Genomic DNA, 12844 nt, shown 5'->3' with positions numbered 1-12844 from the left:
TTGCAATAGGCTTGTTACAATAAATTTACAAAGTGTTCTGCTGTGTCTGGGGTATACTGGCGAATCTTCGACAGCTAACTTGCAGATATGCAAGCAGTTAAATGGAATATTTGGATGACTGGAAATAAGCTGACATTGGCCGGGCTGGCCAAACTGGCTGGTGTATCTACCTCTACGGCTTCCAGAGCCTTGCACAACAACCCTCTGATTAAAGCGGAAACACGTCAGCGTATTCAGGATTTGGCTAAGACCCATAATTTCAGTCTCAATGCGGCGGCCTCCAGGCTCAGGTCCCAAAAAACCAATGTCATCGCGGTTATCCTTAATCTTGACTATGAGACAGAGCAATCTATTGACGATCCGTTTCTGCTCAAGGTGGTTGGCGATATTAATCAAGCAGTTAACCAGCAGGGGTATGAATTGTTGCTGTCCAATTCCCGCATGGCCGGAGAGGATTGGTACGGCTATTTTGTCGCCGGCAGAAGGGCTGATGGTGTGATTGTTGTCGGCCAGGGCAAACAGCAAACCCAAATTGAGCGGGCGTTTGCAGCAGGAACACCTCTGGTTGCCTGGGGCGACCCCAGCTCAGAGTCCGATTACCCGGTTGTGGGCAGTGACAACTTTCGAGGTGGCCAGTTGGCTGCCTGCCATTTGTTGGAAAAGGGGGCGGGGAGAATCCTGTTCCTGGGCGACCCCGACCACGCTGAGATAGGTGAACGTTATCGTGGCTGCCTGGGAGAGCTTGAGGCTGCCAGGGCCAGTTTGGAACTCCTGCCAATCGACCTTACCAGCGAGTCGGCATACAGGGCGATTAATCTGAGGTTGCAAAGTGCCGGCCTTAATTTTGACGGGGTATTTGCCTGCAGTGATATGGTTGCATTTGGTGCCATGAAAGCCTTGAAAGAGCGATATGTCAGTGTCCCCAATGATGTCAGGATTGTAGGCTTTGATAACATTGCCATGGCTGAAGTGAGCTACCCTTCACTAACGACGATAGCGCAAAACACCCGTATGGCAGCCCAGTCTTTGGTCTCTAAGTTATTGATTCAGCTGGAAGGGAAGAAGACCTGTGCAGAGCAATTACCGATTGAGCTTATCTGCCGGCAATCCAGTTGATGAGTGTTGATGTTGTGCAAACGTTTGCAAAATGTTGAGGTGGTTGTTAGGCTGCTTTCCAGAACTAACCCGCTTTGGAGATGCCGATGCACAGGGCAAGGAGTATTGCCGCACTAGTCAGTTGCTACTTTCTGTTTGCAATATTGATGAACAGCGTGGGGACCGTGATTTTACAGTCGACGTTGTCATTTGGAGTATCCAAAGCACAGGCTGCCAGCCTTGAAGGTTTTAAAGATATTCCCATCGCGCTGGTATCTTTGTTGCTGGCTTCCTTTATTCCGAGAATTGGCTACAAAGTAGCGCTTACAACCGCCTTGTTAGCCCTGTCTATTGTGTGTGTTGTGGTTCCCTCAATTCCTCATTTCTGGACGATTAAGCTGCTGTTTGCCGCCATCGGCAGCAGCTTTGCCCTGGTAAAAGTGAGCGTCTACTCCCTGGTGGGGGAGTTATCCGACAGCAAAGCCGCGCACTCAAGTTTACTCTCTACCATAGAGGGAACCTTTATGCTTGGGGTGCTGTCTGGATACTGGTTGTTCCCTCTGTTTTTTGGTGATGCAGCCCTGTCGTTTGATTGGCTGAATGTCTACTATCTCCTGGGGGGCATGCTGTTATTGACCGGTGGCCTGGTGCTTTTTACTCCCTTGCCTGAGCCCCAGCGTAACAAGGATGGCAGGGTATCCGGCGGATTGAGGGAGAGCTGGATGCAGATGATTCGTCTCGCCATCGAGCCTTTGGTGCTGGTGTTTGTGTTTTGTACCTTTCTGTATGTCCTGATTGAACAAGCGGTAGGAACCTGGTTGCCGACATTTAACCATGAATATCTTGGGTTACCTTTATCGGTCAGTGTTCAGTTAACCAGTGTTTTCGCCGCCAGTCTGGCGCTTGGACGGCTGGCTGCGGGACTGTTGCTGAAGTGGATACCCTGGTTCTCACTATTGACCGGTTGTGTGCTCCTGATGGCGCTGTTGGTATTACTGGCTTTGTCCTTTGAGCCTTCAGTGTCTGGGTCGGTCACAGGCTTAACCGATATTCCCGCCGCGGCCTGGGTGATGCCCCTGATAGGCCTGGTCATGGCTCCTCTGTATCCGGTCCTCAACTCCTTAATCCTGTCGAGTCGTGAAAAGAGTCAGCATGCGTCGATGACAGGCTTGATTGTGGTGTTTTCAGCACTGGGAGGGACAACGGGCTCCTATATCACAGGGTGGCTGTTTCACCATTTCGGAGGGCAGCAGGCGTTTCTGCTGACCATAGTGCCAATGATCATTCTGCTTTTTTGTCTGATTGGCTTTCGCAGATTAACGGCGCCAGCCACAAACCTGCTGCAGGGGTCCTGATATGCCGATTATCAACCACCTATTTATTGCCGTGCAGCAGGCGGGCTTGTTTGAAGACTGCAAGACGTTTGCTGATGCTATCCCTAAAAACAGCTGGGACGCAGCAGAGAGAGCTTTCCTGGCGGAAAAGCCAGAGCAGTCGAGAGACTCGTTAACCCGGTTTGTTCATCAACACTTTGTTTTTGCAGACTCTCCTGAGCTTCAGGCGCTGCCTGATTGCCATTCGGTCACTGAATATATTCGGGCGCTGTGGCCCCGGCTTGAACGCAAGGCGAGCAAGGGCAATCTTGGCTCTCTGCTTTCTTTGCCCCACGACTATATCGTGCCAGGGGGACGCTTTAATGAAATCTATTATTGGGACTGCTATTTCACGGCGCTTGGGCTTAAAGATGCAGGCTGTTTCCAACAGATAGAGGATATGCTGGATAATTTTCTGCATTTGATTGCCACCCATGGACATGTGCCAAACGGTAATCGGAGTTATTACCTTGGCCGATCCCAGCCACCAATAATGGCTTTGATGATCGAACTCTTGTGGGAGCGGCGCAGCAAGGAGCCAGATTGGCTGGCGGCGTGTTATTCGGGGCTGCGTACAGAATATGACTTCTGGATGGCAGGTGAGGGTGTAGTTTCTGAGCAGCTAACGGATTTTCGACGGGTAGTCCGCATGCCCTGTGGTGCGATCATGAACCGTTATTGGGACGACAGATCCGGCCCCCGCCCTGAGTCATACCGCGAAGATATTGAGTTGGCCTGCCGAATACCGGAAGAGCGCAGGGACAGCTTCTATCTGGATATCCGTGCAGCCTGCGAATCGGGCTGGGATTTCAGCAGTCGCTGGCTCGATGATGCCGGTGATCTGGCCTCTATCGCCACCACGACCAGAGTCCCGGTTGATCTTAATACCTTTTTGTACCTGACGGAGATGATGCTGCTTAGGTTGGGAGAGGCGCTGAATGCACCTGAGCAGACTGAGTATCGTGTCAGAGCCCAACAGCGGAAAGCCAACATACTTAAATACTGCTGGTCAGCCGAACAAGCCTGGTTTATGGATCTTGATATCCGGGACTGGCAACATACTGCCGCTGTGTCTCTGGCCGGTGTGCTACCGATGTTTGCAAACATTGTCCCTGAAGATAAGGCCTGTGGAATGGCCGCAAATCTGCAAAACCGCTTCTTAAAAGTCGGAGGGTTAGTGACGACACTGCATACTACCGGGCAGCAATGGGATAGCCCCAATGGTTGGGCACCTCTGCAGTGGCTTGCCGTAAAGGGGCTGCAGAACTATCAGCATCATTCGCTGGCCGGGTTAATTATGCGTCGGTGGCTGGATATGGTGGAAACTGACTTTAATCTGCATGCCTGTCTGCTGGAAAAATATAATGTATGTGAACCCGGACAATTGGCTGGTGGCGGAGAGTACAGGGTGCAGCAGGGCTTTGGTTGGACCAATGGTATTACTGCGCAGTTTTATCGTCTTTTGAATGAGGCTTAGGCAGATTTGAGATAAAAAAAAGCCCGCTATCAGGGGTAGCGGGCTGCAAATTAAAGCATTGCAATCAACAAATTGAAGGAAGGAAGTCAAGCATAAGAACCAGGGATAGACAGATGTGAAGAGTTCACACAAGTCTGAAGTTCTTGTTTTCACTGCCCGCAATCGGCGGGAGCTTCCTGAAAACGAGGTGAATTCTAGGCCGATTCTCTCGACTGAACAAACGAGAAAAATTCCAATTTCAGATAAATAAATCTAATGATAAATTCGGTGATCTCAGTCACGCTGAGTCACTCGAATCGCTTTAATCGCGTTGGTTTTCAGCAGATTTGCATAATTATTCGGTTTTCGTTCCCGGATTATGAAAATAGATTGTTAAATGTTGAAATTTCAATTTGTCGAATAAGGATTTCCCCCCTGTTTTCTGACGGCTGTCAGCTTTTTTGGACTTGGCTTTATCCGATTGTTTTTGTTGTGCCTCTGCTGATATTACATTTACTCACATTCCCGCCCCGCGTGCGGCGTTGCTTTGTTATCAATTCTTTGTATAGTAGCGAAATCCTGGCGCACAGGGACGCCGGCGAAATAATCGGCATTGATGTTGGGCAAAGCCTGTATTTTTACCCTTTCAAGCAGTGCTGATGACATAAGAAAGATAACAAGGAATCACGATGACGACTCTCACAGGAATGAAGCGCAGCGCTCTTGCGTTGCTCTTGGGCGGTGCCTTGAGCGCCTGCCAGTCTACCGACACAGCCAGTGTCGACAATCAAGCCTCTGCAATTACCTACCCAACTACAGCTGCCGATGATCTGGTTGAAACCATTCATGGTGTCGACGTTGCTGATCCCTATCGTTTTCTGGAAGTGAATGATGGGAAAACCAAAGCCTGGGTAACCGAGCAGCAGGAATTTGGCAACAATTACCTGGCGGCGATTCCGGGTAAGCAGGTGCTGGTGGACCGTATTACCGAACTTTGGAACTACGAGAAGGTCTCTGCGCCATTTGAATATGGTGATAACCAATTCTATTTCCGTAATGATGGACTGCAGGCGCAGTCAGTGCTTTATGTGAAAGGCAAGGATGGCAATGAGCGGGTACTGCTGGATCCCAATAATCTGTCTAAAGACGGTACCATTGCACTTTCAGGCCTATCGGTCAGTAATGATGGTAACACCCTGGCTTACGGTGTATCCAAGTCAGGTTCAGATTGGCAGCAGTGGTACTTCAAAGATGTTTCGTCCGGTGAAATGCTGAAAGACACACTGGAGTGGATTAAGTTCTCTTCTGCCCAGTGGGACCACGATAACAAAGGCGTCTATTACTCCCGTTATGATGCGCCGGCCGGCGGTGACAAGCTGGCGGACGTCAACTTCAACCAGAAGGTTTACTATCATAAGCTGGGAACAGATCAGAGCGAAGATGTCTTGATCTATGAACGTCCCCAGAACAAAGACTGGGGCTTTTACAGCACGGTATCGGATAAAGGCGATTACCTGCTGATTTCTGTCTCTCAGGGCACTGATTCCCGTAACCGTTTCTTCTATAAGTCGCTGACAGAAAAAGACGCGCCTGTGGTTGAGTTGATTAAGGATCTGGAAGCTGAGTACAGCTTTGTGGGTAACGATGGCTCAGTATTCTATTTCAAGACCGACCTTAATGCGCCGAAAGGCAAAGTCATTGCTATCGATGTCAACAAGCCTGCCAAGGCTAACTGGGAAACTCTGATCCCGGAAAACGAAGACACCATGCGTTCGGTGGAGATTGTTAATGATCACTTCGTTGTGACCTATATGCACGACGTACTGGGCAAGATGTCTATCTATAGTATGGGCGGCGTGAAGCGTCAGGATGTCAAACTGCCGGGGCAGGGCAATGTATCCGGTGCCAGTGGTAAGCGCAGCAAAGATTACTTCTATTACAGCTTCAACTCTTACGTTCAGCCTTCCACCATCTACAAGTATGACTTCCGCAGCGGCGAGTCCACTGTATTTGCTGAGCCAAAAGTCGCTTTCAACCCGGATGACTATGTCTCTGAGCAGGTGTTCTACACCAGCAAAGATGGTACCCGTGTACCTATGATGGTGTCCTACAAGAAGGGAATGAAGCGTGATGGCGACAACCCGACACTTCTGTATGCCTATGGCGGTTTCTCTATCTCACTGACGCCAAGATTCAGCCCGGCCAATATCGCCTGGATGGATATGGGAGGTGTGTATGCAGTTCCTAACCTGCGTGGCGGTGCTGAATACGGTGAAGCCTGGCACAAGGCCGGTATGCTGGATAAAAAGCAGAATGTATTTGATGACTATTATGCTGCCGCCGAATACCTGATTGATCAGGGTTACACCAATTCAGGCAAGCTGGGCGCTTATGGTCGCAGTAACGGTGGCCTGTTGATGGGTGCGGCCCTGACACAGCGTCCAGAACTTTTCTCAGCAGTACTGCCAGCCGTGGGCGTACTGGATATGTTGCGCTTCCACAAGTTCACTATTGGTTGGGCGTGGGCCAGCGAGTATGGCAGTGCGGAAGACCCTGAGCAGTTCAAGACTCTGCTGGCTTACTCGCCATATCACAACGTGACCGAGCGTGAGTATCCGGCAACCATGGTGATGACGGCTGATCACGATGACCGCGTGGTACCGGCTCACAGCTTTAAGTTCGGTGCCATGATGCAGCAAAAGCAGCAGGGTGATGCGCCTGTGATTATGCGTATAGAATCAAAAGCCGGACATGGAGCGGGTAAACCTACTGCTATGCGCATTGATGAGTACGCAGATATCTACCTCTTCCTGTGGGAAAACTTTGGTCTGAAAATGCCAAAGAGTCTGTAACAAATGCAAAATAAATAAAAAAGGGGCACTTTTGCCCCTTTTTTGTGTCTGAATGCAAACAAGCCCTGTACCTGTATGCTCCGTGTGCTGCGTGGCATTCACATCACCGAGGATGGCAGGTATAGTTAGGCATCATTTAACGCACTGAATTTGCAGTACCGTACTTATGTTTCATTGGCCTATTTCAGTTTATTACGAAGACACAGATGCGGGTGGTGTGGTTTATCATGCCAATTACCTGAAATTTTTCGAACGGGCCAGAACGGAATGGCTCAAAGCTATGGGTATCGGCCAGACCGAGTTGCTGGCTGAGGATATTGCCTTTGTTGTCAGCCATGCTGACATTAACTTTCGCCGTCCTGCGCGCTTTGAGCAGGAACTCGAAGTGGTATCTGAAATCACCATGCTGAAAAAGGCCACCCTCAAGTTTCATCAGCGTCTGTTGGATACCGACGGCCAGTGCTATTGTGAGGCGGAGATTACGGTCGCCTGCGTTCAGCTTTCCCGCATGAAGCCTCATGCGATCCCACCATTTATTGTTCAGGAGTTTCAAAGTGCACGCTGATATGTCGTTTATCGGGCTGTTTATGCAAGCCAGTTTGTTGGTAAAGCTGGTGATGCTGACCTTGCTGGGGCTGTCCATTATGTCCTGGGCTGTGATTATCCAGCGTCGTAACCTGCTGACATCGGCGAAGCAGCGCCTGCAAAAGTTTGAAGATAAATTCTGGTCCGGTGTGGATCTTAACCGTCTTTACACCGAGCTGCAGGCCAGGGGCGATCAGAACTCCGGTCTGGAAGCCATGTTTGTCGCCGGTTTTAAAGAGTTTTCCCGCCTGAGCCAACTCAGCGGTCGTACTCCGGGTGCTGTGATGGACGGTAGCTATCGCGCCATGCGCGTTACCCTTAACCGTGAGGTTGAGTCCCTGGAGGCAAACCTGCCACTGCTGGCGACCATTGGCTCTGTCAGTCCATACATAGGTCTGTTTGGTACCGTATGGGGGATCATGAACTCCTTTATCGCGCTGGGTGCGGTGGAGAACGCTACGCTGGCTATGGTCGCGCCTGGTATTGCGGAAGCGCTTATTGCGACAGCAATTGGTCTGTTTGCCGCGATTCCTGCGGTGATCGCCTACAACCGTTTTGCCACTCAGGTTGAAAAACTGGAACTGGCCTATGCCAACTTTATGGAAGAGTTTTCCAGCATCTTGCACCGCCAGGCATACAGTGAGAAGGAAGCTGTGTAATGGTGCCTGCATATCAACGCAAGCGCCGCCGGCCGGTCGCTGAAATCAACGTAGTGCCATACATAGATGTGATGTTGGTACTGCTGATCATCTTTATGGTAACCGCCCCGATTGTCACTCAGGGGGTGAAAGTGGATTTGCCTCAGGGGGAAGCTGAAGCCTTACCGGCTGAAAGCAAGCCGCCTGTGGTTGCCTCGATTGATGAGTTTGGCGATTACTATCTGGATGTGGGCTCAAGTTCCAGTCGTGAAACTCTGGATCTGGAAGAGATTGCTACCCGGGTGGCAGCCATAGTGCAATTGGAGCCAGAACGCCCTGTGGTGGTTAAAGCAGATAAATCTATCGCCTATGAGCGTGTTATCCAGTTAATGGTCACTCTGCAGGGGGCGGGTGTGCCTTCCGTAGGCTTGATGACTGAATCGCCGGAGGATAACTGAGTTGGCCAGGCAGGACTTAACTATGCCCATGCTGATTTCAGCAGGGCTTCATCTTGGCGTGATAGCTATTCTGGTGGCCGGTGTCGATTTTACCAGTGAGCCGCCAAAACCAACACCTGCTGCGCAGGAGCCTATCGTTCAGGCCGTGGTAGTTGACCAGCAAAAGGTGGCTGCTCAGGTTGAGAAACTTAAACAGCAAAAGCTGGATGAGCAGCGCCGGGAAAAGGCCAGACAGGACGAGCTGGACCGTAAGGCCCGTGAGGCTAAACAGGCCCGTGAACGCGAACAGCAGCGTATCCGTAAGCTGGAAGCCGAGCGCAAGCAGCAGGAGATTGAAACCAAGCGTGCTGCTGATGCTGCCAAAGCGGCCAAGCTGAAAGAGCAGGAAGAAAAGAAAAAGGCGGCTGCTGCAGAAGCGGACCGCCAACGTAAAGAAGCTGAGCGTAAAGCGTCAGAAGAAGCCGCTCGTAAAGCTGAAGAGAAGCGCAAAGCGGAAGAAGCCGCTGCCAAAAAAGCCGCCGAAGAGCGTAAGCGCCGTGAAGAAGCTGAACGTAAGCGTCAGGCTGAAGAGGCTGCTCGCCGCGAGCAGGAGCGTCAGATGGAAGAGGCCATGGCCGCAGAGCAGGCCGCGCTGGCTGCCCGTCGCAATCAGCAGGTTGTGTCTGAAGTCTCCCGTTACACCGCCATGATTAAAGCGACCATTCAACGTAATTTGGTGGTGAACGAAGCGATGCGGGGCAAGACCTGTCAGGTGTATATTCGTTTGGCAAAGGATGGCTTTGTGACAGCAAGCCGGGTTCTGTCTGGTGACAGCACAGTATGTCGTGCCACTGAAGCCGCCATCAACCGGGCTGGCAGATTGCCGGTTTCACCTGAGGCGGATGTGTATCAGCAGCTCAAAGAAATCAATCTCACAGTACAACCTGAGTTTAATTAAGGAAGTCTCATGAAAATCCTGGGGAAATTTTTAGCCCTGATGTTGATTGTGTTCAGTCTGCCGTCGAAAGCGGCACTGGACATTGTGATTACTGAAGGGGTGGATACGGCACGTCCTATCGCCGTGATGCCCTTTGCGTGGGAAGGAGCCGGGCCAGTACCTGAGCAGATTGCCAATGTGGTGATGTCAGATCTCAGCCGCAGCGGTACCTTTAAGCCGGTTGATGTTATCTCGCTGCCACAGCAGGGAATTAGCATGGTGTCGCAATTTGACCCGGCAGCCTGGGCAAATTTTGATGCTGAGGCTCTGGTAATGGGCTCCATCAAGCCCTACGGCACCAACCAGTATCTGGTGAAGTTTGAGCTGGTGGATCTGATCAAGAGTCAGATGCAAGTTGCTCAGGGCAAGATTGATAAAGCCGATTTGTCACTGGACGCCCGTGAAACGGTTATCTCTGCTTCTCAGTTCCGTCAATACGGTCACCGCATCAGCGACATCGTATTTGAAAAGCTGACCGGTATTCGCGGCGCCTTCCTGACTCGTATCGCATATGTGGTGGTGGATCACAACAAGTCCAACCCTTATCAGCTGATGATCTCTGATTATGATGGTTACAACGAGCAGATGCTGCTGAGCTCGCCTGAGCCACTGATGTCACCGTCCTGGTCGCCAAACGGTCGCGAGCTTGCCTATGTGAGTTTTGAAAACCGTCAGGCTGAAATCTTCGTGCAGGATATCTACACCCAGGCCCGTAAAAAGGTGACCAGCTTCCCAGGCATCAACGGTGCGCCTGTGTTCTCTCCCGATGGTAAAAAGTTGGCGGTCACTCTGTCTAAAGATGGCCAACCGGAAATCTATGTGGTGGATATCGCTACCGGCGCGATCAAGCGTGTTACCAATCACTACGCCATTGATACTGAGCCTTCCTGGTTCCCGGATGGACGCGCCTTGCTGTTCACTTCTGAACGTGGTGGTCGCCCTCAGATATATAAGGTTGATCTGGCCAGCGGAAAAATTACCAGACTGACCTTTGAAGGTGAGTGGAATCTGGGTGGCAATATTACCCCGGATGGACGCAGCATGGTGTTTGTGAACCGAACCAATGGCAAGTTCAATATTGCACGCATGGATCTACAAACCGGATTTATGCAGGTACTGACTTCAACCCGTCTGGACGAATCGCCCAGCACTGCACCTAATGGTACCATGGTGATTTACGGTACTACTCATAACGGACGACAGGTATTGGCGGCGGTTTCAATGGATGGTCGATTTAAGGCGCGACTGCCAGCAGGGCAGGGAGAGGTGAAATCACCTTCCTGGTCCCCATTTCTCTGATTAACGATTAAAACGAAAAGGATAAAAACATGGAACTGAACAAATTATTGAAAGCAATGGCTGTGGCTTTGCCTTTGCTTGCTTTGGGCGCCTGTAGCTCAACGTCCGAATCTGAAACCGATGCCAGCGGTAGCCTGGGCTCCAACACTGGTTCATCTTCCGGTGTGGTATCCGGTGGTGTTGAAACCGGCAGTGCCAGCCAGATCCTGACACCAGAAGAACAGCAGCAGTTGAAAGAGCAGGAACTGCGTAAAGAACACATCATCTACTTCGACTTTGACCGCAGCGAAGTTCAGCCACAGTTCCTGGAGATTATTCAGGCTCACGGTAATTACCTGGTTGAGAACCCAAATGTGCGCGTACTGATTGAAGGTCATGCTGATGAGCGTGGTACCCCTGAGTACAACATCGCCCTGGGTGAGCGTCGTGCCAAGGCGGTAGCCAAGTATCTGCAGAGCATGGGCGTACTGCCAAGCCAGATGAGCATCGTCAGCTATGGCGAAGAGAAGCCACTGGATCTGTCCCGCACCAATGATGGTTTTGCCAAGAACCGTCGTGCGGTTTTGGTTTACTGATAACAGGCAGGAACACAACACATGAAAAAAGCGGTTTTGGCCAGCTTGATTTTCATGAGTGCAGGTACAGCAATTGCTGCACCTGCACCGGTTGAAGATCTGGCAGGCGGCAATGCCACCGACAGAGTGGCACGACTGGAACGTATTATTAAAGCCAAACAACAGGCTGATTTTGAACTGCAAAGCCGAGTAGACACCCTGCAGCAGGAAGTACTGGATTTACGGGGTTTGGTAGAGCAACAAAACTACCAGCTTAACCAGATGCTGGAACGTCAACGTCAGCTCTATGATGAAATTGCTCAGCTGCAATCTCAGAAAAACAGCGTGGCGGTTACTCCGGTAGCCACGGCGCCTATATCAACAGGTACCGGTGCAGCGACTTCTACTTTGAATGAAACTGCAAGCTATCAACATGCTTTGGATCTGGTTCGCAAAGAACGTAAGTATGACGAAGCCATCGTTGCCTTTGATAACTTCATCAAGCAATACCCAAATTCCACCTTGATTGCCAATGCCAACTACTGGTTGGGACAGCTTCTCTATAATAAGAGCGACTTCACTGCAGCCAAGCAGGCATTTTCTGCCGTGGTCACCCGTTACAAGGATTCCAACAAAAGAGCAGATAGTCTGTTGAAACTTGGCCTGATCGCTGAGAAGACAGGTGACAAGGTAGAAGCCAAAAACTTCTATCAACAAGTGCAACGTGAGTACGCTGATACCTCTTCTGCCCGCATTGCTGGTCAACAATTAGCTGGCCTAAAGGGTTAATTAATTAAAAAATATGCGCTTAGTCTGTTTTTCAGGCAAGCGAAATGAAAACAGGATTTTGCACTTGCATGCAAAGCCGAAAAAGGTATTATAGGCGCCCTCGGAGCGGCACAGTCCGCAACGAAGCATGATGAATGGGTCGTTAGCTCAGTCGGTAGAGCAGTTGGCTTTTAACCAATTGGTCGAAGGTTCGAATCCTTCACGACCCACCACTTCAGTGTCTTACTTCATACTTGAGTAGATAGTATGGGCTGAAATCGGGTCCACGCTCTCGCGTGTCTTCATCAATAATACCTGTGGGTCGTTAGCTCAGTCGGTAGAGCAGTTGGCTTTTAACCAATTGGTCGAAGGTTCGAATCCTTCACGACCCACCACTTTTCTCGAATAGAGAGATGTGATGTTGAAAGAGCAGTTGGCTGCTAATTCAACAGCGCAATTGGTCTAAGGCAAACCCTCAAGACCACCACTTTCCTTCGGGAAAGCGTTCTTCGGAACACAACACAATATGGGTCGTTAGCTCAGTCGGTAGAGCAGTTGGCTTTTAACCAATTGGTCGAAGGTTCGAATCCTTCACGACCCACCAGTATTGCTGTGATGTTGAAAGAGTAGTTGGCTGCTAATTCAACAGCGCAATTGGTCTAAGGCAAACCCTCAAGACCACCACTTTCCTTCGGGAGAGCGTTCTTCGGAACACAATACAATATGGGTCGTTAGCTCAGTCGGTAGAGCAGTTGGCTTTTAACCAATTGGTCGAAGGTTCGAATCCTTC

Annotated in this window: 11 protein-coding genes and 3 tRNA genes; all 14 read left to right on the top strand. The window is 50.5% G+C overall.

Going from position 1 to position 12844, the window contains the following annotated elements; all coding sequences use genetic code 11:
* Positions 1-114: 114 nt before the first annotated feature.
* The 14 genes from ACFOE0_RS08230 to ACFOE0_RS08165 all read left to right on the top strand — a co-directional run bounded on the left by ACFOE0_RS08230 (position 115) and on the right by ACFOE0_RS08165 (position 12658).
* Positions 115-1116 carry a LacI family DNA-binding transcriptional regulator gene (locus ACFOE0_RS08230; RefSeq protein ID WP_248937694.1) on the top strand — a complete coding sequence of 334 codons (1002 nt, stop codon included), beginning with the start codon at positions 115-117 and terminating at the stop codon, positions 1114-1116.
* Between the two features lie 86 nt (positions 1117-1202).
* Positions 1203-2450 carry an MFS transporter gene (locus tag ACFOE0_RS08225; RefSeq protein WP_248937695.1) on the top strand — a complete coding sequence of 416 codons (1248 nt, stop codon included), beginning with the start codon at positions 1203-1205 and terminating at the stop codon, positions 2448-2450.
* A 1-nt stretch (position 2451) separates the two neighbouring features.
* A complete protein-coding gene (locus ACFOE0_RS08220) occupies positions 2452-3945 on the top strand; it encodes a trehalase family glycosidase (RefSeq protein WP_248937696.1) in 1494 nt (497 codons plus the stop codon).
* Between the two features lie 668 nt (positions 3946-4613).
* Complete coding sequence (locus ACFOE0_RS08215; protein ID WP_248937697.1) at positions 4614-6776, top strand: prolyl oligopeptidase family serine peptidase; 2163 nt, start codon at positions 4614-4616, stop codon at positions 6774-6776.
* Positions 6777-6942: 166 nt separating this feature from the next.
* Complete coding sequence (gene ybgC, locus ACFOE0_RS08210) at positions 6943-7341, top strand: tol-pal system-associated acyl-CoA thioesterase (RefSeq protein ID WP_248937698.1); 399 nt, start codon at positions 6943-6945, stop codon at positions 7339-7341.
* Positions 7331-8020 carry a protein TolQ gene (gene tolQ / locus ACFOE0_RS08205; RefSeq protein ID WP_248937699.1) on the top strand — a complete coding sequence of 230 codons (690 nt, stop codon included), beginning with the start codon at positions 7331-7333 and terminating at the stop codon, positions 8018-8020. Before ybgC ends, tolQ begins: the two co-directional genes overlap by 11 nt.
* Positions 8020-8457: a protein TolR gene (tolR, locus tag ACFOE0_RS08200; RefSeq protein WP_115138242.1), complete on the top strand. Its 438-nt coding sequence runs from the start codon at positions 8020-8022 to the stop codon at positions 8455-8457. Before tolQ ends, tolR begins: the two co-directional genes overlap by 1 nt.
* 22 nt (positions 8458-8479) lie before the next feature.
* Positions 8480-9394 carry a cell envelope integrity protein TolA gene (gene tolA / locus ACFOE0_RS08195; RefSeq protein WP_428848490.1) on the top strand — a complete coding sequence of 305 codons (915 nt, stop codon included), beginning with the start codon at positions 8480-8482 and terminating at the stop codon, positions 9392-9394.
* A 9-nt stretch (positions 9395-9403) separates the two neighbouring features.
* Positions 9404-10732, top strand: coding sequence for a Tol-Pal system beta propeller repeat protein TolB (gene tolB, locus ACFOE0_RS08190; protein ID WP_248937700.1), 1329 nt, complete (start codon positions 9404-9406; stop codon positions 10730-10732).
* Positions 10733-10761: 29 nt separating this feature from the next.
* Positions 10762-11307, top strand: coding sequence for a peptidoglycan-associated lipoprotein Pal (pal, locus tag ACFOE0_RS08185; protein ID WP_115138244.1), 546 nt, complete (start codon positions 10762-10764; stop codon positions 11305-11307).
* Between the two features lie 21 nt (positions 11308-11328).
* A complete protein-coding gene (ybgF, locus tag ACFOE0_RS08180; protein ID WP_115138245.1) occupies positions 11329-12075 on the top strand; it encodes a tol-pal system protein YbgF in 747 nt (248 codons plus the stop codon).
* Between the two features lie 136 nt (positions 12076-12211).
* Positions 12212-12287, top strand: a tRNA-Lys gene (locus ACFOE0_RS08175).
* 86 nt (positions 12288-12373) lie between these two features.
* A tRNA-Lys gene (locus ACFOE0_RS08170) sits at positions 12374-12449 on the top strand.
* 133 nt (positions 12450-12582) lie between these two features.
* Positions 12583-12658 (top strand) — tRNA-Lys (locus ACFOE0_RS08165).
* Positions 12659-12844: the final 186 nt, after the last annotated feature.

The sequence above is a fragment of the Shewanella submarina genome (assembly GCF_042646185.1).
Lineage (GTDB): Bacteria > Pseudomonadota > Gammaproteobacteria > Enterobacterales > Shewanellaceae > Shewanella > Shewanella corallii.
Note: the sequence above shows the minus strand (reverse complement) of the source record. Positions and strands in the feature narration are given on the sequence as shown.

Coding starts and splice junctions, on each gene's coding strand:
- ACFOE0_RS08215 (WP_248937697.1), top strand. CDS start 4,614: ATGACGACTCTCACAGGAATGAAGCGCAGCGCTCTTGCGTTGCTCTTG.
- ACFOE0_RS08220 (WP_248937696.1), top strand. CDS start 2,452: ATGCCGATTATCAACCACCTATTTATTGCCGTGCAGCAGGCGGGCTTG.
- ybgC (WP_248937698.1), top strand. CDS start 6,943: ATGTTTCATTGGCCTATTTCAGTTTATTACGAAGACACAGATGCGGGT.
- tolA (WP_428848490.1), top strand. CDS start 8,480: ATGCCCATGCTGATTTCAGCAGGGCTTCATCTTGGCGTGATAGCTATT.
- ACFOE0_RS08225 (WP_248937695.1), top strand. CDS start 1,203: ATGCACAGGGCAAGGAGTATTGCCGCACTAGTCAGTTGCTACTTTCTG.
- pal (WP_115138244.1), top strand. CDS start 10,762: ATGGAACTGAACAAATTATTGAAAGCAATGGCTGTGGCTTTGCCTTTG.
- tolR (WP_115138242.1), top strand. CDS start 8,020: ATGGTGCCTGCATATCAACGCAAGCGCCGCCGGCCGGTCGCTGAAATC.
- tolB (WP_248937700.1), top strand. CDS start 9,404: ATGAAAATCCTGGGGAAATTTTTAGCCCTGATGTTGATTGTGTTCAGT.
- ybgF (WP_115138245.1), top strand. CDS start 11,329: ATGAAAAAAGCGGTTTTGGCCAGCTTGATTTTCATGAGTGCAGGTACA.
- ACFOE0_RS08230 (WP_248937694.1), top strand. CDS start 115: ATGACTGGAAATAAGCTGACATTGGCCGGGCTGGCCAAACTGGCTGGT.